Here is a 24,551-nt window from a genome sequence, read left to right as displayed (position 1 = left end):
AGGCGTCACGCAGAAGGCGTACACATCCGAGTGCGGGGAGGCCCGGTGGGCAAGCCGAAGGTCGTTCTGGGGGTCAGCGGCGGGATCGCCGCCTACAAGGCGTGCGAGCTGCTGCGCCGGCTGACCGAGTCCGGTCATGACGTACGGGTCGTGCCGACCGACTCCGCGCTGCACTTCGTCGGCGCCGCCACCTGGTCCGCGCTCTCCGGCAACCCGGTCTCCACCGAGGTCTGGGAGAGCGTCCACGAGGTGCCGCACGTGCGCATCGGGCAGGAGGCCGATCTGGTCGTCGTCGCCCCGGCCACCGCCGACATGCTGGCCAAGGCCGCCCACGGCCTGGCCGACGACCTCCTCACCAACACCCTGCTCACCGCTCGCTGTCCGGTCGTCTTCGCCCCCGCCATGCACACCGAGATGTGGGAACACCCGGCCACCCAGGAGAACGTGGCGACGCTCCGCCGCCGGGGCGCCCTCGTCATCGACCCCGCCGTGGGCAGGCTGACCGGCGTCGACACCGGCAAGGGCCGACTGCCGGACCCCGGCGAGATCTTCGAGGTCTGCCGCCGGGTGCTGGCGCGCGGCGTCACCGAGCCCGACCTCGTCGGCCGGCACGTCGTGGTGACCGCCGGCGGCACCCGGGAGCCCCTCGACCCCGTCCGCTTCCTCGGCAACCGCTCCTCCGGCAAACAGGGGTACGCCCTCGCCCGTACGGCCGCCGCGCGAGGCGCCCGGGTCACGCTGATCGAGGGCAACACCGGACTACCGGATCCCGCGGGCGTGGACGTCGTCCGGATCGGTACGGCGGTCCAGCTGCGGGAGGCGGTGCTCAAGGCGGCGCCGGACGCGGACGTCGTGGTGATGGCGGCCGCGGTGGCGGACTTCCGCCCGGAGAACTACGCCACCGGCAAGATCAAGAAGAAGGACGGCCAGGAACCCGAGCCCATCGTCCTGGTACGTAATCCGGACATCCTCGCGGAGATCTCCGCGGACCGCCCGCGCCCCGGCCAGGTGATCGTCGGCTTCGCCGCCGAGACCGACGACGTCCTCGCCAACGGCCGCGCCAAACTGGCCCGCAAGGGGTGCGATCTGCTGGTGGTGAACGAGGTGGGGGAGCGCAAGACCTTCGGCTCCGAGGAGAACGAGGCCGTGGTGCTGGGAGCCGACGGAAGCGAGACACCGGTGCCCTACGGCCCCAAGGAAGCCCTGGCCGAAACGGTGTGGGGCCTGGTGGCCGACAAACTCGAGTGACGGTGGTATTCGCGTCAGGCCTCACTCGAACCACGCACATTAGGGCGTGGCGACCCTGGCGGACAGCGACGGCCATTGGGCAGAATGCACGTGCCGCAGGTCACAGGGCTCCCGAGAGGCGAGACAGGTGGGCCGGTGGCCGAGCCCGACCGATAAACTGTTCTCGGACGACGCCGGGCGCAGCCCCCGAGCACGTCCGACAATGATCAGCCAGCAGCCGCTGCAACCCCAGGGAGCGTTGTGTCCCGTCGTCTGTTCACCTCGGAGTCTGTGACCGAGGGTCACCCCGACAAGATCGCTGACCAGATCAGCGATGCCATTCTCGATGCGCTCCTGCGCGAGGACCCCACGTCCCGCGTCGCAGTGGAGACGCTCATCACGACCGGCCTGGTGCACGTGGCCGGCGAGGTCACGACCAAGGCGTACGCGCCGATCGCCCAGCTGGTGCGCGACACCATCCTGAACATCGGCTACGACTCGTCGAAGAAGGGCTTCGACGGCGCCTCCTGCGGTGTGTCGGTGTCGATCGGCGCGCAGTCCCCGGACATCGCGCAGGGTGTGGACACGGCGTACGAGAACCGGGTCGAGGGTGACGAGGACGAGCTGGACCGGCAGGGCGCCGGCGACCAGGGCCTGATGTTCGGTTACGCGTCGGACGAGACGCCGACGCTGATGCCGCTGCCGATCTTCCTGGCGCACCGCCTGTCGAAGCGCCTGTCCGAGGTCCGCAAGAACGGCACCATCCCCTACCTGCGTCCCGACGGCAAGACCCAGGTCACCATCGAGTACGACGGTGACAAGGCGGTCCGTCTGGACACGGTGGTCGTCTCCTCGCAGCACGCCAGCGACATCGACCTGGAGTCCCTCCTCGCCCCCGACATCCGCGAGTTCGTGGTGGAGCCGGAGCTGAAGGCCCTCCTGGACGACGGCATCAAGCTGGACACCGAGGGCTACCGCCTGCTGGTCAACCCGACCGGCCGCTTCGAGATCGGCGGCCCGATGGGCGACGCCGGCCTGACCGGTCGCAAGATCATCATCGACACGTACGGCGGCATGGCCCGCCACGGCGGCGGCGCCTTCTCGGGCAAGGACCCGTCCAAGGTCGACCGCTCCGCGGCGTACGCGATGCGCTGGGTCGCCAAGAACGTCGTCGCGGCCGGCCTGGCCTCCCGCTGCGAGGTCCAGGTCGCCTACGCCATCGGCAAGGCCGAGCCCGTCGGCCTGTTCGTCGAGACCTTCGGCACCGCCAAGGTCGACACCGACCGGATCGAGAAGGCCATCGACGAGGTCTTCGACCTCCGTCCGGCCGCCATCATCCGTGACCTCGACCTGCTGCGCCCGATCTACGGCCAGACCGCCGCATACGGTCACTTCGGCCGCGAACTCCCCGAGTTCACCTGGGAGCGCACGGACCGCGTCGAGGAGCTGCGCAAGGCCGCGGGCCTCTGAGCCCTCCTGGCCCACCGTCTCTTCCGCTCTACGCCGAGGCCCGGCACCCCCTCGGGGGTGCCGGGCCTCGGCGCGTTCCCCGCCCTCGTGGCCGCCGGGCTACCGGGTGCGCACGCTGAGGCCCGCCGCCCACCGCGATCTCGGGCGGCGTCGGCTGTCAGTGGGGTTTGGGAGGATGGGGGTGTGAGCAGCGAGGACGGTACGAGGGGCGGGGGCGCGGCGGGGGGCGGGGAGCCGGAGCAGCTGGCGCTTGTCCGGGAGGCGGTGCGCAAGGCCAAGGTGCCGCGGGCGAAGCCTCGGACCTGGCGGGGGGCGGCGCTGGCGAAGGAGTTGCCGGTCGCCCGGGTGCTGGTCGACAAGGGTGTGCTGCATCTCGACCGATACTTCGACTACGCGGTGCCGGAGGAACTGGACGCGGACGCCCAGCCGGGAGTGCGGGTACGGGTGCGGTTCGGCGCCGGGGGGCGGAACGTCCGCGAAGGGCGGCGCGAGGGCGGCTCGCTGATCGACGGGTTTCTCGTCGAGCGGGTCGCCGAGTCGGACTACAGCGGCCCCCTGGCCGCGCTCGCCCAGGTCGTCTCCCCCGAACCTGTGCTGGGGCCCGAGCTGTTGGGGCTGGCGCGAGCCGTCGCCGACCGGTACGCGGGGAGCCTCGCCGATGTACTGCAGCTGGCCGTTCCCCCTCGGCACGCTCGTGCGGAGGCCGTGCCGACGGGCGAGCCGGCGGCCCCGCCCGCCGCGCCCGAGCCGGGGTCGTGGCTGCGGTACGGGCGGGGGGAGGGGTTTCTGCGGGCGCTGGCCGGCGGGGGTGCGCCCCGGGCCGTGTGGACCGCGTTGCCGGGGCCGGAATGGGCCGAGGAGATCGCGCGGGCCGTGCAGGCGACGCTGGCGTCGGGGCGCGGCGCGCTCGTCGTCGTACCGGCCGGGCGGCCCGCAGCTCGGGTCGACGAGGCGCTCAGGCAGCTGCTGGGGGAGGGGCGGCACGCGCTGCTGACCGCCGATGCCGGGCAGGAGAAGCGCTACCGCGAGTGGCTGGCCGTGCGTCGGGGGGCCGTACGGGCGGTGGTGGGGACCCGGGCGGCCATGTTCGCGCCGGTGCGGGATCTCGGGCTGGTCGTCGTCTGGGACGACGGAGACGCCAGTCACAGCGACGACAACGCCCCCTTTCCCCATGTGCGCGAGGTGCTGGAGCTACGGGCCACCCGGGACAAGTGCGGGTTTCTGCTGGGGAGTTGGAGCTGTACGGTCGAGGCCGCCCAGCTCGTCGAGAGCGGCTGGGCCGCGCCGATCGTGGCCGGGCGGGAGCAGGTGCGGGCCGCCGCGCCGCTGGTGCGGACCGTGGGGGACGCGGACCTCGCGCGGGACGAGGCGGCTCGGGCGGCGCGGTTGCCGAGTCTCGCCTGGCAGGTCGCGCGGGAGGGGTTGCGGGACGGGCCCGTGCTGGTGCAGGTGCCCCGGCGTGGGTATGTGCCGCGGATGGCCTGCGCGCGGTGCCGGGAGCCGGCCCGATGCCGGCACTGCGCGGGGCCGCTGGCGGCGCAGGACGGTGCGGGGGCCCTGCTGTGCGGCTGGTGCGGGCGTGAGGAGGGCGGCTGGCACTGCCCCGAGTGCGGGAGCAGCCGGCTGCGGGCACAGGTCGTGGGGGCACGGCGGACCGCCGAGGAACTGGGGCGGGCCTTTCCCGCCGTGCCGGTGCGGACCTCCGGCCGGGAGCAGGTGCTCGACACCGTGCCGGGGACGCCCGCGTTGGTCGTGAGCACGCCCGGGGCCGAGCCGGTCGCCGAGGGCGGGTACGCGGCGGCCCTGCTGCTCGACGGCTGGGCCATGCTCGGACGGCCTGATCTGCGGGCCGGGGAGGACGCGCTGCGGCGCTGGATCGGCGCCGCAGCGCTCGTACGGAACCAGGGGGCCGGCGGCACGGTCGTCGTGGTCGCCGAGCCGACGCTACGGCCCGTGCAGGCGCTCGTGCGGTGGGACCCCGTGGGGCACGCGGTGCGGGAACTCGCCGAACGGGCCGAGCTGGGCTTTCCCCCGGTGTCACGGATGGCCGCCGTGTCCGGGCCGGTCCAGGCCGTGGCCGAGTTCCTGGCGGCGATCGAACTGCCGCCGGACGCCGAGGTGTTGGGGCCTGTGCCGGTGTCCGCGCCGACGGTCCCCGGGTCGGGTGCGGGCTCTGCGGCCGGTGGGGCACGAGCGCGGCTGGCCGGCGTGTCGGCGGCGGGGGAGCACTGGGAGCGTGCGCTGATCCGAGTGCCGCCGGGGAGCGGGGCGGCGCTGGCCGGTGCGCTGAAGAGCGCGCAGGCGGCGCGGATGGCGCGCGGGGTGAGTGAAGGAGCGCGTGTGCGGATCCGGGTGGATCCGTTGGACATCGGGTGAGCGGTACGGGGCCGGGAGGCTCGGCATGGCACTGCCTCCCGGCATGGGTCTGCCTCCCGGTCGGACACCGGGAGGCAGGGGTGCGGGCGGTCAGCCGTTGCGCGGGCCGGGGAAGGCCGTGGGTCTCACGTCGTCGCGGAGGGTGGGGCTGCCCGACGTCGGCTGCGTCGGCATGTGCGCGGGCACCGGGGCGGGCAGGGGCGCGGGCATCGAGCGGGCCGCCGGGACCGTGGGGAGGCCGGAGCCGACGTTGACGGTGCGGGTGCCCTGGGGGTCCCCCGTGCGTTCCGCTTCCGCGGCGGCCTGGGCGGCGGCGCGGCGGGCGCCGTAACGGCGGTGAACGGCCTGCTTGGTGACCCCGAGGGCCGAGCCCACCGCGTCCCATGAGAAGCCGAGCGAGCGGTCGAAGTCCACGGCTGCCGTGACCAGGGTCTCGACACTGTCCCGCAGCTCCTGGGCGAGGCGGACGGTCGGGGCGGGGGCGCGTCCGTAGACGACGAAGCCCGTGGAGGGGCCGGAGCGGCGCGGGCGGTAGACGTTGCCCAACTGGGCGGTGAGGGTGCGCAGTGCGTCCACCTGCCGGCGGACCCGCTCGATGTCCCGCACCAGCAAGTGCAGGCTGGCCCGAGCCTGGGCGTCGTGGGTTGCGTGGTCGGCCATGAACAAGCCTCTCGAACCGGCGTTGAAAAAGGGGAGGTGCCGCGATTGCGGCGCGTATCGGTCAACTCTTTCTTGACCAACGCGAATTCGCTCCGCTGGTAACGGGGTGGGGGCGTGGGGGCATATGCGTGGGGCGCGTGGGTGGGGGTGCGCCCCCGCTGCGGCTGGGGTCTGGGCTGGTTTTCCCACCCGCGCACCGCCCGTTACTCCTTGGCCGAGAAGTACGGGTCTCCCGTGGGGGTCCTCGCCGTCGGCGACCGCGGGCCGTCGGTGCGTGCCGCGGGGCGTCGTTGTGGGCTGCGGGCCGTTGGGGTGGTGAGTGTGGAACATAGACTGGGGTGTTGTCCCCGTTGTCGCGTGGGGCGTCGAACTTTCGTCCGAGAGGCCGTCAGACATTCATGAAGCTCGTCTTCGCCGGTACCCCAGAGGTCGCTGTTCCCGCGTTGGACGCGTTGATCGCGTCGGGGAGGCATGAGGTGGCTGCGGTCGTGACGCGGCCGGACGCGCCGGCGGGGCGGGGGCGGCGGCTGGTCGCCAGCCCGGTGGCGCAGCGGGCCGAGGAAGCCGGCATCGAGGTGCTGAAGCCGCACCGGCCTCGGGACGAGGATTTCCTTGCGCGGCTGAGGGAGATCGCGCCCGACTGCTGCCCGGTCGTCGCCTACGGCGCCCTCCTGCCCCGGGTCGCCCTCGACGTGCCCGTCCACGGCTGGGTCAACCTGCACTTCTCCCTGTTGCCCGCCTGGCGGGGCGCCGCCCCCGTCCAGCACTCGATCATGGCCGGGGACGAGATCACGGGGGCGTCCACCTTCCTCATCGAGGAGGGGCTCGACTCCGGACCGGTGTACGGGACGGTCACCGAGGAGATCCGGCCGACCGACACGAGCGGGGATCTGCTGACCCGGCTCGCCTTCGCCGGCTCCGGGCTGCTCGCCGCCACGATGGACGGGATCGAGGACGGCACCCTGAAGGCCGTGCCCCAGCCCGCCGACGGGATCACCCTCGCGCCGAAGATCACCGTGGAGGACGCCCGGATCGACTGGGCCACACCCGCGCTGCGTGTCGACCGGGTCGTGCGCGGCTGCACGCCCGCGCCGGGCGCGTGGACGACCTTCCGCGGCGAGCGGCTGAAGCTCGTCCAGGTCGTGCCAGTGCCCGAGCGGACGGAACTCGCCCCGGGCGCACTCGAAGTCGGCAAGAACCACGTGTACGTCGGGACCGGGTCGTACGCCGTGGAACTGCTCTGGGTGCAGGCGCAGGGCAAGAAGCCGATGCGGGCCGCCGACTGGGCACGCGGGGTCCGGATCGAGTCCGGCGAGTCGGTCGGGGACTGAGCGGCTCGGTCTCCCAGGTGCCAGGTGCCAGGTGCCAGGTGCCAGGTGCCAGGTGCCAGGTGCCAGGTGCCAGCTGTCATGTGCCCGGTCCCCGAACCCGAGCCTCGATCCCTCTTCTCGCCAAGCCCGTTGTCGTCCTGCCCTCAGGCATCCACGGCCGACGCCCGGTGCTCCGCGCCCGCGGCGTACCCTGGCCGTGGTATCTCGTCCCGTATCCGGAGCACCTTTTTCGTGAGTGAGCAGTCCCGTCCGCGTAAGCCGGGCAAGCCGTATCGCCGTCCCCAGAAGGACCCCGTCCGTATGCTCGCCTTCGAGGCGCTCCGGGCCGTGGACGAACGGGACGCGTACGCGAACCTCGTTCTGCCGCCGCTGTTGCGCCGGGCGCGGGAGAAGGAGGGGCCCGAGAAGTTCGACGGGCGGGATGCGGCGCTGGCCACCGAGCTGGTGTACGGGACGCTGCGGCGGCAGGGGACGTACGACGCGGTCATCGCGCAGTGCGTGGACCGGCCGTTGCGAGAGGTCGACCCGCCGGTGCTCGATGTGCTCAGCCTCGGTGCGCACCAGCTGCTGGGCACCCGGATTCCGACGCACGCCGCCGTGTCCGCCTCCGTCGACCTCGCGCGCGTCGTGCTCGGCGACGGGCGGGCCAAGTTCGTGAACGCCGTGCTGCGCAAGATCGCGCAGCACGACCTCGACGGCTGGCTGGAGCGCGTCGCGCCGCCCTACGAGGACGACCCGGAGGACCATCTCGCGGTCGTGCACTCGCATCCCCGCTGGGTCGTCTCCGCGCTGTGGGACTCCCTCGGCGGCGGGCGGGCCGGGATCGAGGATCTGTTGGAGGCCGACAACGAGCGGCCCGAGGTCACCCTCGTCGCCCGGCCCGGACGGTCGACCGCCGAGGAACTGCTCCGGGAGGAGTCCGCGGTGGCGGGGCGCTGGTCACCGTACGCCGTGCGGCTGTCCGAAGGCGGCGAGCCCGGTGCCGTGGACGCCGTACGGGAGGGACGGGCCGGTGTGCAGGACGAGGGCAGCCAGCTCGTGGCGCTCGCCCTCGCCAACGCCCCGCTGGAGGGTCCCGACAAGGCCTGGCTCGACGGGTGTGCCGGGCCCGGGGGCAAGGCCGCGCTGCTCGCTGCCCTCGCCGCCGAGCGCGGGGCCGTGCTGCTCGCCTCCGAGAAGCAGCCGCACCGGGCCGGGCTGGTCGCCAGGGCACTGGACGGCAATCCGGGGCCGTATCAGGTGATCGCCGCCGACGGGACGCGCCCGCCCTGGCGGCCGGGGGCGTTCGACCGCGTGCTGATGGACGTGCCCTGTACGGGGCTGGGGGCCCTGCGGCGGCGCCCCGAGGCCCGGTGGCGGCGGCGGCCCGAGGACCTGGACGGGTTCGCCCCGCTCCAGCGGGCGCTGCTGCGGACCGCGCTGGAGTCCGTACGCGTCGGCGGGGTCGTCGGCTACGCCACCTGCTCGCCGCACCTGGCCGAGACCCGCGCGGTCGTCGACGACATGCTCAAGCAGTACGGCGACGCGGTCGACCTGATCGACGCGCGGCCCCTGCTGGAGGGCGTACCGGCGCTGGGCGAGGGGCCCGACATCCAGCTGTGGCCGCATCTGCACGGGACGGACGCCATGTATCTGGCCCTCATCCGCCGGGTCGCGTGACGCTCCAGCCCCGTCAGCCGTCCGGTCCCGCTGTGCTGCCCGCCGGTTGTCTCGGTGGTGGTGGCGGTGTGCCGCCGCCGTCCTCCCGGGCCAGTCGGTGGGGCCACCACACCTTCGGGCCGACGTCCAGGAACAGGGCCGTGACCAGTACGGATCGCACGATGAAGGTGTCCAGGAGGACGCCCAGGGCGACCGCGAAGCCGATCTCGGCGAAGGCGACCATGGGGAGCGTGCCGAGGGCGGCGAAGGTGCCGGCGAGGACCAGGCCGGCCGAGGTGATCACCGCGCCGGTCGTCGCCAGGCCCGTCACCACGGCCTTGCGGGTGCCCTGGCGGGCGGTCTCCTCGCGGATGCGGGTGGTCAGGAAGATGTTGTAGTCGATCCCCAGGGCGACCAGGAACACGAAGACGAACAGGGGGAAGTCGGTCGACTCGCCCGCGTAGTCGAAGAGGTGTCTGAACGCGAGCGCGCTGATGCCCAGCGCGGCGGCGAAGGACAGGATCACCGTCCCGATCAGCAGGAGCGGGGCGATCAGCGCGCGGAGCAGGGCACAGAGGATCAGCAGGACCACGAGCAGCACCAGCGGGATGATCAGGATGTTGTCGTGGGTCGTCGCCTCGTCCATGTCCAGCAGGGCCGCCGTACCGCCGCCCACCTGGGCGTCGGCGTCCGGCACCGCGTGCACGGCGTCCCGGACCCGCTCGACGGTGTCCTTCGCGGCCTCGCTGTCGGCCGGGTCGGACATGGTCGCCTCGAAGAGGACCTTGCCGTCGTTCGCGGGTTTCGTGCCGGGCGGCAGGCCGAGCGAGTCCGCGACGACGCCTTCGGTGTCGGCGACCACGCGGCCCACCTCGCGGGCCTGTGCCTGGTTGCTGATGATCACCAGGGGATCGCCGCTGCCCGCGGGGAAGTAGCGTGCGGAGACCTCCTGGCCGACGATCGAGTCGGGTTCGCCGGTGAAGGCGTCCGCGTTGCTGATGCCTTCCGCGCGCAGCTGGATCAGGCCCAGCGAGCACAGCGCGAGGGCGGCCGCCGTCGCCACCCAGACCGTCCGGGGGCGGCGGGAGAAACGGTGGCCCATGCGGGCCCACACACCCCGCTCGGTGGGGTCGGCGCTGCCGAGGTGCGGGATCACCGGCCAGAAGATCCAGCGGCCGAAGATCACCAGCAGGGCGGGGAACAGCGTCATCATCGCGAGCAGCGCGACCGCCACGCCGATGGCCGCCACGGGACCCAGACCGCTCGTGGAGTTCATCTCGGCGGCCAGCAGCACCAGCATGCTCAGCACCACCGTCGCGCCGGACGCCAGCACCGCCGGGCCCGCCCGGTGCAGGGCGAGGGCCATCGCCTCGTGGCGGTCCTCGTGACGGCGCAACTCCTCGCGGTAGCGGGCCACGAGCAGCAGGGCGTAGTCGGTGCCCGCGCCGAACACGAGGACGGTGAGGATGCCCGCGCTCTGGCCGTTCACGGTCAGGCCGGCGTGTTCCGCGAGCAGATAGATCAGGGCCTGGGCCGTGAACAGGGCCGCGATGACCGCGAGGAGCGGCACCAGGATGAGGGTCGGACTGCGGTAGGTGAGCAGGAGCATCACGATGACGACGGCCATCGCCGACATCAGCAGCGTGGAGTCGATGCCCTCGAACGCCTCGGAGAAGTCGGCGGACGTACCGCCCGGGCCCGTGATGTGCACGGAGAGCCCGTCGCCGCCCTCACCCACATCGTCCCGGATCGAGTCCACCGCGGGCGCGATCCGCTCCCAGCCCTTCTCGTCCATCGTGATCGGCACATAGACCTGGGCGGCCCTCGGGTCGGTCGCGCGGTCGTAGACGGGGCCCCGGGTCTGGTCGCCGATGATCTTGTGATCGGTGAGCTGCTTGAGCTCCCGTACGTCCGCCTCGATCGTCGCCCGGTCCTCGGCCGTCAGGCCGCTCTCCCGGGCGTAGACGACCACGGCCGGGATCTGCTCGGGCCGGAAGCCCTCGGAGATCTCCAGGACCTGTGTGGACTCCGCCGAGCCCGGCAGCCACGAGGAGGCGTCGTTGTCCTGTGCGTCGGTGAGCTTCGTGGCGAACGGCGCCACCACGAACAGCACCACCAGCCACAGACCCAGCACGACCCACTTGGCGCGCCGCCCGCAGACGAGATGCCCGATGCCGCGGTTCCCTGTCATACCGACCTCCACGACCGCGCCCTGCCAGGGGCGGGGGACAGTGACATCCGCGGCTCCGCCGCGTGGGCGCGAGCAACCACGACGGGCCCGCGGTCGACGAACCACCGTCTACACCCCGGACCGATGCCCGCAACCCCCGGGGGGCATGGCAGTCTTGGCCCATGGCCGCGCAGATCAACCCCAGCATCCTGTCCGCCGACTTCGCCCGTCTCGCCGACGAGGCGAAGGCGGTCGAGGGAGCCGACTGGCTCCATGTAGACGTGATGGACAACCATTTCGTCCCGAACCTCACGCTCGGTGTGCCGGTCGTAGAGTCCCTGGCCCGCGCGACGGAGACGCCGCTGGACTGCCACCTGATGATCGAGGCCCCCGATCGGTGGGCGCCCCAGTACGTGGAAGCGGGTGCCGGTTCCGTCACCTTCCATGCGGAGGCGGCCGCCGCACCGGTGCGACTCGCCCGTGAGATCCGGGCCAAGGGTGCCAGGGCCTCCATGGCGCTCAGGCCCGCGACGCCGATCGAGCCGTTCGAGGACCTGCTGCCCGAACTCGACATGGTGCTGATCATGACGGTCGAACCGGGCTTCGGGGGCCAGGCCTTTCTCGACATCATGCTCCCGAAGATCCGCCGGACCCGCGAGTTGATCAGCAAGCACGGCCTCGACCTGTGGCTCCAGGTCGACGGCGGTGTCGCCGAGTCCACGATCGAGCGCTGCGCCGAGGCGGGCGCGGACGTCTTCGTCGCCGGTTCCGCGGTGTACGGGGCGCAGGACCCGGCCGAGGCGGTGCGGGCGCTGCGCGCGCGGGCGGAGGCTGTGACGGCGACCGCCGGCTGGGCCTGCGGCCACTGAATCACGGCGGTACGGCCGTGCGAACGCCGGGGCGGGCGGGGCACGTCGTGCGTCCAGAGGGCCAAGGAAACGTGAACGGCTTTCCTTCGGGCTGATCGAAAACGCCGGATCTGCAAGGATGAACGGCGTATCCATGTGTGAAGAGCAGTGAGGAGATGGCCGTGTCGGGTATGTCGGCGGGCCGATCAGCTATGCGGATGGGACCCGCTGAGCTGGTACAGGCGGCGGCCATGGCTCGCCGCTTCTACCTCGAGGGCAAGTCCAAGATCCAGATCGCCGAGGAGTTCGGCGTGAGCCGCTTCAAGGTGGCCCGGGTCCTGGAGACCGCCCTCGAGCGGGATCTCGTACGGATCGAGATCCGCGTCCCCGCGGAACTGGACGCGGATCGCTCCGACGCGCTGCGGGCCCGGTACGGCCTGCGGCACGCCGTGGTCGTCGAGTCCCCGGCCGACGCCGAGGAGTCGCCCGACCCGGAGAACCTCGGCGAGGTCGCCGCGGACCTGCTCGGCGAACTGGTCAACGAGGGCGATGTGCTCGGCCTCGCCTGGGGCCGCTCCACCATTCACATGGCGGCGGCGCTCGACCGGCTGCCGCCGTGCACGGTGGTGCAGTTGACGGGGGTGTACGACGCCGGGACCGCCGAGCGCGGCTCGGTCGAGGCGGTACGGCGGGCCGCGCAGGTGTCGGGCGGCGACGCCCACCCCATCTACGCGCCGATGCTGCTGCCTGACGCGGCCACGGCTGCCGCGCTGCGTCACCAGACCGGGATCGCGCGGGCCTTCGAGTACTTCGACAAGGTCACCGTCGCCTGTGTCTCCATCGGCTCCTGGGAGGCGGGCATCTCCACGGTGCACGACATGCTCAGCGACGAGGAGCGGGGGCACTACGCCTCCCTCGGGGTCGCCGCCGAGATGTCGGCACACCTCTTCGACGCGGACGGCCGCCGTGTCGGGCGGGACCTCGGCGAGCGGTGCATCACGGTCAAGGCCGACCAGCTCCGCCGTATCCCCGAGGTCGTCGCGATCGCCGGCGGGCAGCGCAAGGCGGCCGCGATCGACGCCGTGCTGCGCTCGGGGCTGGTGACCAGCCTCGTCACGGACACCTCTGCGGCGGACTACCTGCTGACGGCCGGTCAGACGCCGCGTCCGGCGCTCAACCGGGCGGACCCCGACGGGGCGTAGCGCTCCGCTCGGACGGACGGTAGGTCCGCTCGGTGGGGCGTGGGAGCGTCTGCCGGGTTGGGGTCCGGGGGCGGCCGCGGGTCGTGTGGGGTTGATCGCGCGGTTCCCCGCGCCCCTCGCGGGGCGCGGGTCGTGCTCGCTCTCGGAGGATCCTCCTAGGCCGTGCACCGCCCCTTGGGACGATCTGTCGGGGCCGCTCATACCCGCCGACATGGGACAATGAGGTACGTGCTCTTCCCTCTGGCGGTCCTGTCAGGGGGTCACCTCTGATCGACCGGGATGTGCGGCACGTGCGTTTCCTCAATGACATCCAGCCCGCGTACGACCTGACGTACGACGACGTCTTCATGGTCCCGAGCCGTAGCGCCGTCGGATCACGGCAGGGTGTGGACCTGGCCTCACCGGACGGTACGGGGACCACCATCCCGCTCGTCGTCGCCAACATGACCGCCATCGCCGGCCGCCGGATGGCCGAGACGGTCGCCCGCCGCGGTGGCCTGGTGGTCGTCCCGCAGGACATCCCGATCGAGGTCGTCACCGACGTCATCTCCTGGGTGAAGAGCCGCCACCTCGTCCTCGACACCCCGATCGTGCTGAACCCGCACCAGACGGTCGCCGACGCGCTGGCCCTGCTGCCGAAGCGCGCGCACAACGCGGGCGTCGTCGTCGACGACGCGCTGCGGCCCGTCGGTGTCGTCACCGACGCGGACCTCACCGGCGTCGACCGCTTCACCCAGCTCGAAGTCGTCATGTCCCGGGACCTGTTGCTCCTCGACGCCGACATCGACCCCCGTGAGGCCTTCAACCGGCTCGACGCGGCCAACCGCCGGTACGCGCCCGCCGTCGACCGGGACGGCCGTCTCGCGGGCATCCTGACCCGCAAGGGCGCGCTCCGCGCCACGCTGTACAGCCCCGCCGTCGACGCGAACGGCAAGCTGCGCGTGGCCGCCGCCGTCGGCATCAACGGCGACTTCGTGGACAAGGCGAAGCAGCTGCTCGCCGCGGGCGTCGACACGCTCGTCATCGACACCGCGCACGGCCACCAGGAGTCGATGATCAACGCCATCAAGCTGGTGCGCGATCTCGACCCCCGGGTGCCGATCGTGGCCGGCAACATCGTCGCCGCCGAGGGCGTGCGGGACCTGATCGAGGCCGGCGCGGACATCGTCAAGGTCGGGGTCGGGCCGGGTGCCATGTGCACGACCCGGATGATGACCGGCGTCGGGCGTCCGCAGTTCTCCGCGGTGCTGGAGTGCGCGGCCGAGGCGAGGAAGTACGGGAAGCACGTGTGGGCCGACGGGGGTGTGCGGCACCCCCGCGACGTCGCCATGGCGCTGGCCGCGGGCGCGTCCAACGTGATGATCGGGTCGTGGTTCGCGGGGACGTACGAGTCGCCGGGCGACCTTCAGCAGGACGCCGGCGGGCGGCTGTACAAGGAGTCGTTCGGGATGGCGTCGGCGCGGGCCGTTCGTAACCGTACGAGCGAGGAGTCGGCGTACGACCGGGCGCGCAAGGCGTTGTTCGAGGAGGGCATCTCCACGTCGCGGATGTTCCTGGATCCGGCGCGGCCGGGGGTCGAGGATCTGATCGACTCGGTCATCGCGGGGGTGCGGTCGTCGTGTACGTACGCGGGGGCCGGGTCCTTGGAGGAGTTCGCTGAGCGGGCGGTTGTGGGGATTCAGAGTGCGGCCGGGTACGCGGAGGGCAAGCCTTTGCACGCCAGCTGGAGTTAGGGCGCCTCAGAACTCGGGGGGAGCTGTGTGTCGGCGGGTGCTGGTTCGGCGTGCCTTCTCGCGCAGTTCCCCGCGCCCCTGACCATGGTTGCGGTTTCCCCCTTGCCGACAGCGCACGCAACGGTCTGAAACCCGTCGTGCAATGAAGCTTCGCGCAGCCGTCGGTAACGCAACGATCTTGCGTTGGTGCGCAAGGTTGCCGCATTACGCTCGCGAAGCTCTGGCTCATAGGGTCAGGCGCTGTACGTGGCGTGGCGGGGACCTCCTGCTCGGTGGCCCCCTTGCTGTTCGGTGCTGTCGGTCCTCACCCGCCCTGACCGGCAGCGATAAAGGAGCCACGCGTGCTCGACCAAGGCGCACCCCCACAGCACGAGAATCGGTCCGCCCCGCCCTCCAGCGGCCTCGGGGCGGGGCTGATGCGCCGCAAGCCCGTGGAACGCCTGGTCGCGGAGGGTGGCCAGGGCGAGGGAGGGTCGCTTCGGCGGTCCCTCGGACTGTGGCAGCTGACGATGATCAGCATTGGCGCCACGCTCGGCACCGGCATCTTCGTCGTCCTCGGCGAGGCCGTCCCGAAGGCCGGTCCCGCCGTCACCCTCTCCTTCGTGATCGCCGGTCTCACCGCGCTGTTCTCCGCGCTGTCGTACGCGGAACTGGCCGGCACCATCCCGGTCTCCGGGTCCTCGTACTCGTACGCGTACGCAACGATGGGCGAGCTGGTCGCCTGGGTCTGCGGCTGGTGTCTGGTGCTGGAGTACGGCGTGTCGGTGTCGGCGGTCGCCGTGGGGTGGGGTGAGTACCTCAACGAGCTGCTGGACGGGACCCTCGGTGTGACCATCCCGGCCGCGCTGTCCGCGCCGCCCGGTGACGGGGGCGTCTTCAACCTGCCCGCGCTGATCGTCGTCCTGCTGGCGATGGCCTTCCTGCTGGGCGGCGCCCGTGAGTCGGCCCGCGCCAACACGATCATGGTCGTGGTGAAGATCGCCGCCCTGCTGCTCTTCTGCCTCATCGGCCTCCAGGGCTTCCGGTCCGGCAACTACGAGAACTTCATGCCGCTCGGCATGGCGGGCGTCAGCGCGGCCGGGGCCACACTCTTCTTCTCGTACATCGGGTTCGACGCGGCCTCGACCGCCGGTGAGGAGGCGAAGAACGCCCAGCGCGACCTGCCGCGCGCCATCATGCTGTCGCTGGTCATCGTCACCGCGCTGTACGTGCTGGTGGCCGCCGTCGCGATCGGGGCGCGGCCCTGGGAGGGGTTCGGCGAGTCCGAGGCCGCGCTCGCCGGGATCATGAAGGACGTCACCGGGGACGCGTTCTGGGGCACGCTGCTGGCGGGCGGGGCCGTCATCGCCATCGCGAGTGTGGTGCTCACCGTGCTGTACGGGCAGACCCGCATCCTGTTCGCCATGTCCCGGGACGGGCTCGTGCCGAAGGTGTTCTCGCGCGTGCACCCGAAGACCGGGACACCGCGCGTGAACACCCTGATCGTCTCGCTGTTCTGCGGTGTGCTCGCCGCCGCGATCCCGCTGGGGCAGCTCGCGGACGCCACGAGCATCGGTACGTTGTTCGCGTTCGCGCTGGTCAACGTGGCCGTCGTGGTGCTGCGGCGGACCCGGCCGGAGATGCCGCGGACGTTCCGGGTGCCGTTGGCGCCGGTGCTGCCCGCGCTGGGATTCGCGTTCTGCGTCTGGATGATGGGCAGCCTCGACAGCGTGACCTGGGTCGTCTTCGGGGTCTGGATGGCCGCCGGGCTCGTGTTCTACTTCAGTTACGGCTATCGCCGTTCCCGTCTCGCGACTCCAGAGAAGTGATCCACCCGCAGTGCTGAACGATCTCGACGAACGCATCGTGCACGCCCTCGCCGAGGACGCCCGTCGCTCCTACTCCGACATCGGCCAACTCGTGGGGCTCTCCGCGCCCGCGGTGAAGCGGCGGGTGGACCGGCTCCGGGCGACCGGGGCGATCACCGGATTCACGGTCCGGGTGGACCCCGCCGCGCTCGGGTGGGAGACCGAGGGGTTCGTCGAGATCTACTGCCGGCGGAACACCTCGCCGGAGACGATCCAGCGGGGGCTGGAGCGGTATCAGGAGGTCGTGGCCGCGTCCACGGTCACCGGGGAGGCCGATGCGGTGGTTCAGGTGTTCGCTTCTGATATGCGGCACTTCGAGCGGGTGTTGGAGCGGATCGCGGGGGAGCCGTTCGTCGAGCGGACGAAGTCCGTGCTCGTTCTCTCTCCTTTGCTGCGGCGGTTTTCTTCCGGGTCGCCCGCCTGAGACGTGATCACCACGTTCGCGCTGGACCCCGAAGCTCCGGAGTGATCCCCGATATCCCCTGGGCCGGACGGGGCGGCCGGGCTAGCATCGGTGCCATGACCTGGCGACATTGATCCACCAGCCGCGCCTCCCGAGGACCGCCTCGGACGCCGTACCGACGACGTCCGATCCGCTCCTTCCGGAAGGCCTCATGACTCTCTCACCTGCGCGTGCGCCCGGTGTCGCGACCACTGGTGTCCGGCGGCTCACGGCCACGCTGTACGGGTACGCGTTCCTCGACGACTTCGTGCTGCTCTACCCGGTGTACGCGCTGCTGTTCAGCGACACCGGGCTGTCGATCTGGCAGATCTCCTCGCTGTTCGCCCTGTGGTCCCTCACCGGGATCGTGCTGGAGGTGCCCTCCGGTGCCTGGGCCGATGCCGTCTCCCGGCGTCTGCTGCTGTGGGTGGGACCGCTGCTCACCGCCGCCGGCTTCGCCCTGTGGGTGATCGCCCCCTCGTACTGGGCCTTCGCCCTCGGGTTCGTCCTGTGGGGCGTGCGGGGCGCACTCGGTTCCGGTGCGTTGGAGGCGCTGGTCTACGACGAACTCGACCGGCTGGGCGCGGCCGACCGCTACGCCCGGATCGTCGGCCGGGCCCAGGCGGCCGGGATGATCGCCGTGATGGCCGCGATGGGGCTGGCCGGTCCGGTCCTCGACCTCGGCGGGTACCCGGCCGTGGGCGCGGCGAGCGTCCTGGTCTGTGTGCTGACGTCGGTGGTGGCCACGCGGTTCCCCGAACACCGGGAGGCGCTGCCGGGGCCGAAGCACGCCTCCACCCTCGCCACCCTGCGGGCGGGACTCACCGAGCTCCGCCGGGACCGTTCCGTACGGGGCGCGATGCTTCTGGTGCCGGCCGTCGGGGCGGTCTGGGGCGCGCTCGACGAGTACACGCCGCTGCTGGTCCGGGACACCGGGGTGGCCGAGCAGACCGTGCCGTATCTGCTGCTGGTGATCTGGGTGGGGCCGGCGATCGGCAGCCTGCTGACCGGGGCGGGGGAGCGGATGGGCTCCGCCGGGCTGGGGGTGGTGCTGGCCGGGGCGTCGGTCGCGCTGGCCGTGGGGGCGCTGATGGGGACGCCTGCCGGGATCGGGCTCGTCGCCGTCGCCTTCGGGGGGTTCCAGCTGGTCAATGTGCTCGCCGACGCGCGGTTGCAGGACCGGATCGACGGGGCTCGGCGGGCGACGCTGACGTCCGTCGCGAGCATGGGGACGGAGACGGCGACGGTCGCCGTCTTCGCCGTGTATGCCGTGATCGGGGGTGCGGGAGCTGCGCACGCGGTGGCGTTCGCCGTGTTCGCGGTGCCGTATCTCGTGACGGCGGGGGTGTTGGTGGTGCGGAGGGGCGCGTAAGGGGGTGGGGCGGGGGCTGCGTGGGCGGCTGCGGGTCCGGTGTGGCTGGTCGCGCAGTTCCCCGCGCCCCTTGAGGGGCGCGGGTGGTGCCCTTTCTCAGGTGCGCAACGAATCGTCGTGCGGGCCCGGCCGCACGCAACGAATCGTCCATCGGTACGCAATGGCCGCCGCTTGTCCGGTTCGGTGTGGCGGCCGTACCGTCTTTCTGGCCCCCGATCCCCCTTTGTCCCGGTGAGGAACACGCATGCGTACCGCCCTGCTCCAGAGCTCCGGTCGGCCCGGCTCGGTCGTCGGGAACCTGAAGGTGCTCGACGAGGCCGCGGGGCGGGCCGCCGAGGCCGGGGCGGGGCTGGTGGTGGCGCCGGAGATGTTCCTGACGGGGTACGCGATCGGGGACGACATCGCGCGGCTCGCCGAGGCGGCCGACGGCGACTCGGCCGACGCGGTCGCCGAGATCGCGGGGCGCCACGGGGTCGCGATCGTCTACGGGTACCCGGAACGCGCCGGTGAGGCGGTCCACAACTCGGCGCAGCTCGTCTCCGCCGACGGCGTCCGCCTGGCGAACTACCGCAAGACCCACCTCTTCGGCTGCTTCGAGCGCGACCACTTCACGCCGGGCGGGCGGAGCGTCGTCCAGGTCGAACTGGGCGGGCTCCGCGTCGGGATCCTGATCTGCTACGACGTGGAGTTCCCGGAGAACGTCCGCGCCCACGCCCTCGCCGGCACGGATCTGCTGGTGGTGCCGACGGCCCAGATGCATCCGTTCCAGTTCGTCGCCGAGTCGATGATCCCGGTGCGGGCCTTCGAGAACCAGATGTACGTCGCGTACGTCAACCGGGTCGGCCGTGAAGGGGAGTTCGAGTTCGTCGGGCTGTCCACGCTGGCCGGGCCCGACGGGATCGCGCGTACCCGCGCCGGGCGCGAGGAGGATCTCGTCCTCGCCGATGTCGACCCCGCCTCCCTCGCGGCCTCTCGCGAGGCGAACCCGTACCTCCAGGACCGTCGCCCCGGGCTCTACGGCTCCCTCGTCTGAGTCCCGCCCCGCCCCGAACCCCCGTTCCACCGCAAGGAGTCCGTACCCCATGACGTCCACCGTGCCCAACGCCGTCGAGCACGCAGACGAGCAGCAGCCGCCGATCACCATGTTCGGCCCGGACTTCCCGTACGCGTACGACGACTTCCTGGCCCACCCGGCCGGTCTGGGCCAGATACCGGCCACCGAGCACGGAGCCGAGGTCGCGGTCATCGGTGGGGGGCTGTCCGGCATCGTGGCGGCGTACGAGCTGATGAAGATGGGGCTCAAGCCGGTCGTCTACGAGGCCGACCGGATCGGCGGGCGCCTGCGGACGGTCGGCTTCGAGGGATGCGACCCGTCGCTCACCGCCGAGATGGGGGCGATGCGCTTCCCGCCGTCCTCCACGGCACTCCAGCACTACATCGACCTGGCGGGTCTGGAGACCCGGCCGTTCCCCAACCCCCTCGCGGAGGCCACGCCGTCGACCGTGGTCGACCTCAAGGGCGAGTCCCACTACGCCGAGACCATCGACGACCTGCCGCAGGTCTACCGGGACGTGGCCGCCGCCTGGAAGGCCTGCCTCGAAGAGGGCGCCGACTTCTCCGACATGAACCGGGCGCTGCGCGAGCGGGACGTGCCGCGCATCCGGGAGATCTGGGCCAAGCTCGTCGAACGGCTCGACAACCAGACCTTCTACGGCTTCCTCTGCGACTCCGAGGCCTTCAAGTCCTTCCGGCACCGCGAGATCTTCGGCCAGGTCGGCTTCGGTACCGGCGGCTGGGACACCGACTTCCCCAACTCCATCCTGGAGATCCTGCGCGTCGTCTACACCGAGGCCGACGACCACCACCGCGGCATCGTCGGCGGCAGCCAGCAACTCCCGCTGCGGCTCTGGGAACGCGAGCCCGAGAAGATCGTGCACTGGCCGTACGGGACGTCCCTCAGGTCCCTGCACACGGAGGGCGAGCCCAGGCCTGCCGTCACCCGGCTGCAGCGGACCGCCGGCAACCGGATCACCGTGACGGACGCGAACGGCGACATCCGCACCTACCGGGCGGCGATCTTCACCGCGCAGTCCTGGATGCTGCTCTCCAAGATCGCCTGCGACGACTCGCTCTTCCCGATCGACCACTGGACGGCGATCGAGCGCACCCACTACATGGAGTCCAGCAAGCTCTTCGTGCCCGTCGACCGGCCGTTCTGGCTGGACAAGGACGAGGTCACCGGCCGGGACGTCATGTCGATGACGCTCACCGACCGCATGACGCGCGGGACCTACCTCCTCGACGACGGCCCGGACAAGCCCGCCGTCATCTGCCTCTCCTACACCTGGTGCGACGACAGCCTGAAGTGGCTGCCGCTGTCGGCGAACGAGCGGATGGAGGTCATGCTGAAGTCGCTCGGCGAGATCTACCCGAACGTCGACATCCGGAGCCATGTCATCGGCAACCCGGTGACCGTCTCCTGGGAGAACGAGCCGTACTTCATGGGCGCGTTCAAGGCGAACCTGCCCGGCCACTACCGCTACCAGCGGCGCCTGTTCACCCACTTCATGCAGGACCGGCTGCCCGACGACAAGCGGGGCATCTTCCTCGCCGGCGACGACATCTCCTGGACGGCCGGCTGGGCGGAGGGCGCGATCCAGACCGCGCTCAACGCGGTCTGGGGCGTCATGCACCACTTCGGCGGCGCCACGGACGCGACCAACCCCGGCCCGGGAGACGTCTACGACACGATCGCCCCCGTCGAACTCCCCGAGGACTAGGGCGGTTTCGAGGGAGGAGCCACCCCCGCCCGCACGGGCCGGAGGTCACCCGCGAGGCCGGCAGTCGGCCCGCTCGGGCATCGGGGTCAGCAGCATGCGGCCCGCGAGGCCCACCGCCGCGTCCAGCCGGTGGGCGAACTCCTCGGCGAGATCCGGGAGTCCGCGCAGCGCCCACAGCGCTCGGGCGGCCGACCAACTGGCCTCACGGGCGCGTTCCAGGCTCCACGCGCCGAGCAGATGAGTGAGCGGATCGGCGATCTGGAGAAGATCGGGTCCCGGCATCAACTCCTCGCGGATACGTTCCTCCAACGAGACGAGGACATCGCCCACCTGCTCGAACTCGTCCTCCAGATCGACGGGTTCGCAACCGAGCGTACGACAGGTGTCCACGACGGCCAGCGCGAGATCGTGCCCGATGTGCGCGTTGATGCCGCAGAGGGCGAACTGCAGCGGCCGTACCCCGGGGTGGCGCCGGAACTGCAGCAGCGGCCGCCAGCACGCGGGCGCGTGCCCGCCCTCGGCGACCCGCAGATACCGCTCGGCGAACAGCACGTCCAGGGTGATCGCGGCCTCGGCGTCCGGGAAGTGACCGGTGTCCAGGCGCCGTCCGATGGCCTCCGTGACGGCGAGGTAGACGCCGTTGAAGACGGCGATCCCGTCCCGCTCGGGAAGGACGGCGTCCAGAGCGCGCATACGGGAGACGACCGTGTCCACGGGATCGTCCACCGGGTCCACGGAAGGGGTGAAATGTTCCGACTGCGCCATAGGGGGCAGGGTCGCAGGCCTACGCTGACACCGGTGCCGCCGTGCCCGGCACGTCCCCGGAACGGGGTAACGCGGGCGCGGCGGGAAGCGCCGGGAAGCCGACGAAGCGCGGTCCGGTGAGCAGGGGGGAGCACCACGTGTCAGGCTTACGCGCCCAGCGTCTGGCCGCACGCCGAGCCGAACGCCGACGGGCGGCGAGGCGCGGCGCCATGACGGCCGCGGCGTTGCTCGTGGCCGTCGTCGGGACGATCACCGGCATGGTGGCGGCGATGGGCGGCGAGACAGGCACCGACGAGGCCCGACCGCGGACGAGCCGCTCATGGGCCCTTCCGTCCGACCCCTCCACCCCTTCCGGCCTCTCCGGCCCGACCGGAGGGGGCGGCCCCGCCCCGGACCACTCCTCCCCGCCGCGCACCCCGCCCTCGTCGCCCCCGCCCGGCCCCTCGGTGAAGGCCGAAGCGCGGCCCCCGGCGGAGCGGACCGAACAGCGCGCGGCACCGGGGACCGGCCCCGGCGAGCTCTACCGCCATCCCGACTCCCAGGTCCTCGACTGGGTCCGCGACCACCCCGACGACCCGCGCGGCGCCGCCATCGAGACCGGCATCGCCGACCGCCCCGCCGCCGTCTGGTTCACCGCCCCCGACCCCGCCGCCCTCACCTCGCAGGTCGCGGCGGTCGCTTCCGGGGGCGCCGCGCGGGACCAGGTGCCGGTCCTCGTGGCGTACGCGATCCCCGACCGCGACTGCGGCGGTGCCTCCCAGGGCGGGTCGCCGAGCCTGGACGCGTACGACGCCTGGATCGACGCGTTCGCCGCCGGGCTGGGCTCGGACGACGTCATCGTGATCCTGGAGCCGGACGCGATCGCCCAGTCCGACTGCCTCTCCGCCGGCGGCCGCGCCGACCGCTTCGCCTCGCTCGCCCGCGCGGGCCGAGTCCTCAAGGCGGCCAACCCCGACGCTCGCGTCTACTACGACGCCGGGCACTCTCAGTGGAACACCCCGGGCAAGCAGGCCGCGCTGCTGCGCCGGGCGGGCGCCGCCGCCCCCGAGGGCTCCGACGGTGTCTTCAGCAACGTGTCGAACTTCAACCGCACGGAAGCGGAGGTCGCCTACACCCGCCGGGTCCTCGACGCGCTCGGCGCTCCCGCGGGCCTCGGCGCCGTCATCGACACCAGCCGCAACGGCAACGGCGCCCCGGCCGACGGCGCCTGGTGCGACCCCACCGGCCGCGGCCTCGGCCGCCCGCCCACCCTCACCACCGGCGAGCCCCGCGTCCACGCCTACCTGTGGGTGAAACTCCCGGGCGAGTCCGACGGCTGCCGGGGGCGGGCGGGCACGTTCTCACCGGGGTACGCGTACGAGCTGGCGCGGGGGTGAGCGAGGCGTCGCGGGCGGCCGGATCAGGCCTTCGGGTCGGGCAGCGTCACCTTTGGTAGGGACACTCGGGGGCGGTCGGAGTCGCTGGTGCGCAGCACGCCCGCGAAGGCGACCAGGCCGCACGCCAGCACGGTCACCAGGCCGAACGACACGACCAGGCTGGTCAGTTGAGCCAGACCGCCGATCGCGCTCGGCGCCACGAGCCCGGAGGTGTACGTGATGGTCGCGACCCCCGCGATGGCCTGACTGGGGTTCGGTCCGCTGCGGCCAGCGGCGGCGAAGCAGAGCGGTACGACGACCGCGATGCCGAGCCCCATCAGTGCGAACCCGGTCATCGCGACCGCCGGCGCGTTCGCGACGATGATGAGGACCCCGCCGAGGGCGGCCAGCACACCGCTCACCCGGACCGTGCGGACCGAGCCGAAGCGGTTGACCACCGCGTCGCCCGCCAGCCGGGCCACCGCCATGGTCAGCATGAATCCGGTGGTGCACGCCGCCGCGAGCCCGGCCGAGGTCTCCAACTGGTCCCGCAGATAGACCGCCGACCAGTCCAGGGCCGCCCCCTCCGCGAACACCGCGCAGAAGCCGACCGCGCCGATCAGCAGCGCCGACTTCGGCGGCAGCGCGAACCGGGGCGGCGGCTCCTCGTCCTCGGTGGGCCGCAGATCCAGTACCCACTGGCAGGCGACCAGTCCGAGGACGGTGAGCGCGGCCGCCGCGAGCACGTGGTGCAGCCGGGCGTCCGACCCGAGGTGCGCCGCGAGGGTGCCGGCCGCCGAGCCGACGAGGGCACCCGCGCTCCACATGCCGTGCAGACCCGACATGATCGACTTCCCGAGACGGCTCTCGACCTCGACGCCGAGCGCGTTCATGGCGACGTCCGACATGCCCGCCGACGCGCCGTACACGAACAGCGCGAGGCAGAGCGTCCAGAGGTTCGGCGAGAGGGAGGGCAGGACCAGCGCGAGCGTCCACATCGAGAGCAGTCCGCGCAACGCCGTACGGGCGCCGAACCGGTGACTGATACGGCCCGCGAGCGGCATCGCCAGCGAGGCGCCGATCGCCGGGAAGGCGAGAGCGAGCCCCAGTTGGCCGGCGCTGACCCCCGCATGGTCCTGGATCCACGGCACCCGGGTCGCGAACGAGCCGGTGACGGCGCCGTGCACCGCGAACACGGCCGCCACGGCGTACCGCGCCCGCCTCACCTCGCGCTGCTCGTAGATCACCGCACTCATTCTCCGCCTCCCTGAATCATCCGCCTGCCGCCCTCGACCCTCCGGTTCCCGGATGTCCTCGGCCCCTAGGCGGTAGCGC

18 protein-coding genes are annotated in these 24,551 nt (G+C 72.2%); 14 read left to right on the top strand and 4 right to left on the bottom strand.

All coding sequences use genetic code 11. From position 1 onward, the window contains the following. Positions 1 to 45: 45 nt before the first annotated feature. The 3 genes from coaBC to PUR53_RS04545 all read left to right on the top strand — a co-directional run bounded on the left by coaBC (position 46) and on the right by PUR53_RS04545 (position 5,073). Positions 46 to 1,248 carry a bifunctional phosphopantothenoylcysteine decarboxylase/phosphopantothenate--cysteine ligase CoaBC gene (gene coaBC, locus PUR53_RS04555; RefSeq protein WP_329907439.1) on the top strand — a complete coding sequence of 401 codons (1,203 nt, stop codon included), beginning with the start codon at positions 46 to 48 and terminating at the stop codon, positions 1,246 to 1,248. Positions 1,249 to 1,488: 240 nt separating this feature from the next. After that, positions 1,489 to 2,697 (top strand): methionine adenosyltransferase, encoded by a 1,209-nt coding sequence (metK, locus tag PUR53_RS04550; RefSeq protein ID WP_086803099.1) that lies wholly within the window; start codon positions 1,489 to 1,491, stop codon positions 2,695 to 2,697. A gap of 183 nt (positions 2,698 to 2,880) precedes the next feature. Continuing rightward, entirely contained in the window at positions 2,881 to 5,073 is a 2,193-nt protein-coding gene (locus PUR53_RS04545; protein WP_329907438.1) for a primosomal protein N', read from the top strand. Between the two features lie 90 nt (positions 5,074 to 5,163). Here PUR53_RS04545 and PUR53_RS04540 read toward each other — a convergent pair whose 3' ends face one another. Beyond that, positions 5,164 to 5,733, bottom strand: a complete 570-nt coding sequence (locus tag PUR53_RS04540) for a hypothetical protein (RefSeq protein WP_329901397.1) — start codon at positions 5,731 to 5,733, stop codon at positions 5,164 to 5,166. A gap of 398 nt (positions 5,734 to 6,131) precedes the next feature. Between PUR53_RS04540 and fmt the strand changes: the two genes are divergently transcribed. After that, positions 6,132 to 7,064, top strand: a complete 933-nt coding sequence (gene fmt, locus PUR53_RS04535; RefSeq protein WP_329901396.1) for a methionyl-tRNA formyltransferase — start codon at positions 6,132 to 6,134, stop codon at positions 7,062 to 7,064. 231 nt (positions 7,065 to 7,295) lie between these two features. Continuing rightward, positions 7,296 to 8,723, top strand: a complete 1,428-nt coding sequence (locus tag PUR53_RS04530) for an RsmB/NOP family class I SAM-dependent RNA methyltransferase (protein WP_329901395.1) — start codon at positions 7,296 to 7,298, stop codon at positions 8,721 to 8,723. 13 nt (positions 8,724 to 8,736) lie between these two features. On the opposite strand, the gene PUR53_RS04525 is transcribed toward PUR53_RS04530, so the two are convergent. Next, entirely contained in the window at positions 8,737 to 10,893 is a 2,157-nt protein-coding gene (locus PUR53_RS04525; protein ID WP_329907437.1) for an MMPL family transporter, read from the bottom strand. A 161-nt stretch (positions 10,894 to 11,054) separates the two neighbouring features. Here PUR53_RS04525 and rpe point away from each other — a divergent pair, with 161 nt between their 5' ends. From rpe to PUR53_RS04485, 8 genes are all read left to right on the top strand, one after another. Beyond that, the gene (gene rpe / locus PUR53_RS04520; RefSeq protein ID WP_329907436.1) at positions 11,055 to 11,741 is read left to right on the top strand and encodes a ribulose-phosphate 3-epimerase; all 687 of its coding nucleotides are present in this window, start codon (positions 11,055 to 11,057) and stop codon (positions 11,739 to 11,741) included. A 137-nt stretch (positions 11,742 to 11,878) separates the two neighbouring features. After that, a complete protein-coding gene (locus tag PUR53_RS04515) occupies positions 11,879 to 12,922 on the top strand; it encodes a sugar-binding transcriptional regulator (RefSeq protein WP_329901392.1) in 1,044 nt (347 codons plus the stop codon). Positions 12,923 to 13,212: 290 nt separating this feature from the next. Continuing rightward, entirely contained in the window at positions 13,213 to 14,655 is a 1,443-nt protein-coding gene (locus tag PUR53_RS04510) for a GuaB1 family IMP dehydrogenase-related protein (RefSeq protein WP_329901391.1), read from the top strand. Positions 14,656 to 14,996: 341 nt separating this feature from the next. Next, positions 14,997 to 16,463, top strand: a complete 1,467-nt coding sequence (locus PUR53_RS04505) for an amino acid permease (RefSeq protein WP_329907435.1) — start codon at positions 14,997 to 14,999, stop codon at positions 16,461 to 16,463. A 10-nt stretch (positions 16,464 to 16,473) separates the two neighbouring features. Continuing rightward, on the top strand, positions 16,474 to 16,926 hold the full coding sequence (locus tag PUR53_RS04500; RefSeq protein ID WP_045557267.1) for an Lrp/AsnC family transcriptional regulator: 453 nt from the start codon (positions 16,474 to 16,476) through the stop codon (positions 16,924 to 16,926). Positions 16,927 to 17,116: 190 nt separating this feature from the next. After that, positions 17,117 to 18,316 (top strand): MFS transporter, encoded by a 1,200-nt coding sequence (locus PUR53_RS04495; RefSeq protein ID WP_329907434.1) that lies wholly within the window; start codon positions 17,117 to 17,119, stop codon positions 18,314 to 18,316. A 244-nt stretch (positions 18,317 to 18,560) separates the two neighbouring features. Next, on the top strand, positions 18,561 to 19,349 hold the full coding sequence (locus PUR53_RS04490; protein WP_329907433.1) for a carbon-nitrogen hydrolase family protein: 789 nt from the start codon (positions 18,561 to 18,563) through the stop codon (positions 19,347 to 19,349). A 49-nt stretch (positions 19,350 to 19,398) separates the two neighbouring features. Next, entirely contained in the window at positions 19,399 to 21,096 is a 1,698-nt protein-coding gene (locus PUR53_RS04485; protein WP_329901387.1) for a flavin monoamine oxidase family protein, read from the top strand. A gap of 45 nt (positions 21,097 to 21,141) precedes the next feature. On the opposite strand, the gene PUR53_RS04480 is transcribed toward PUR53_RS04485, so the two are convergent. Continuing rightward, positions 21,142 to 21,861, bottom strand: coding sequence for a DUF5995 family protein (locus tag PUR53_RS04480; RefSeq protein WP_329907432.1), 720 nt, complete (start codon positions 21,859 to 21,861; stop codon positions 21,142 to 21,144). Between the two features lie 209 nt (positions 21,862 to 22,070). Between PUR53_RS04480 and PUR53_RS04475 the strand changes: the two genes are divergently transcribed. Further along, the gene (locus PUR53_RS04475) at positions 22,071 to 23,237 is read left to right on the top strand and encodes a glycoside hydrolase family 6 protein (protein WP_329907460.1); all 1,167 of its coding nucleotides are present in this window, start codon (positions 22,071 to 22,073) and stop codon (positions 23,235 to 23,237) included. Positions 23,238 to 23,260: 23 nt separating this feature from the next. Here the strand turns inward: PUR53_RS04475 and PUR53_RS04470 are convergent, their stop codons facing one another. Continuing rightward, the gene (locus tag PUR53_RS04470) at positions 23,261 to 24,472 is read right to left on the bottom strand and encodes an MFS transporter (protein WP_329907431.1); all 1,212 of its coding nucleotides are present in this window, start codon (positions 24,470 to 24,472) and stop codon (positions 23,261 to 23,263) included. Positions 24,473 to 24,551 lie beyond the last annotated feature (79 nt).

It is taken from the genome of Streptomyces sp. SP18BB07 (assembly GCF_036322545.1).
Taxonomy (GTDB): Bacteria; Actinomycetota; Actinomycetes; order Streptomycetales; family Streptomycetaceae; genus Streptomyces; species Streptomyces deccanensis.
This window is presented reverse-complemented; position numbering and strand designations above follow the sequence as displayed.

Excerpts from the sequence above, each read along its gene's own strand:
- PUR53_RS04540 (WP_329901397.1), bottom strand. The coding sequence starts at position 5,733 with ATGGCCGACCACGCAACCCACGACGCCCAGGCTCGGGCCAGCCTGCAC.
- PUR53_RS04490 (WP_329907433.1), top strand. The coding sequence starts at position 18,561 with ATGCGTACCGCCCTGCTCCAGAGCTCCGGTCGGCCCGGCTCGGTCGTC.
- PUR53_RS04475 (WP_329907460.1), top strand. The coding sequence starts at position 22,071 with ATGACGGCCGCGGCGTTGCTCGTGGCCGTCGTCGGGACGATCACCGGC.
- PUR53_RS04470 (WP_329907431.1), bottom strand. The coding sequence starts at position 24,472 with ATGAGTGCGGTGATCTACGAGCAGCGCGAGGTGAGGCGGGCGCGGTAC.
- PUR53_RS04495 (WP_329907434.1), top strand. The coding sequence starts at position 17,117 with ATGACTCTCTCACCTGCGCGTGCGCCCGGTGTCGCGACCACTGGTGTC.
- PUR53_RS04525 (WP_329907437.1), bottom strand. The coding sequence starts at position 10,893 with ATGACAGGGAACCGCGGCATCGGGCATCTCGTCTGCGGGCGGCGCGCC.
- rpe (WP_329907436.1), top strand. The coding sequence starts at position 11,055 with ATGGCCGCGCAGATCAACCCCAGCATCCTGTCCGCCGACTTCGCCCGT.
- PUR53_RS04485 (WP_329901387.1), top strand. The coding sequence starts at position 19,399 with ATGACGTCCACCGTGCCCAACGCCGTCGAGCACGCAGACGAGCAGCAG.
- fmt (WP_329901396.1), top strand. The coding sequence starts at position 6,132 with ATGAAGCTCGTCTTCGCCGGTACCCCAGAGGTCGCTGTTCCCGCGTTG.
- PUR53_RS04480 (WP_329907432.1), bottom strand. The coding sequence starts at position 21,861 with ATGGCGCAGTCGGAACATTTCACCCCTTCCGTGGACCCGGTGGACGAT.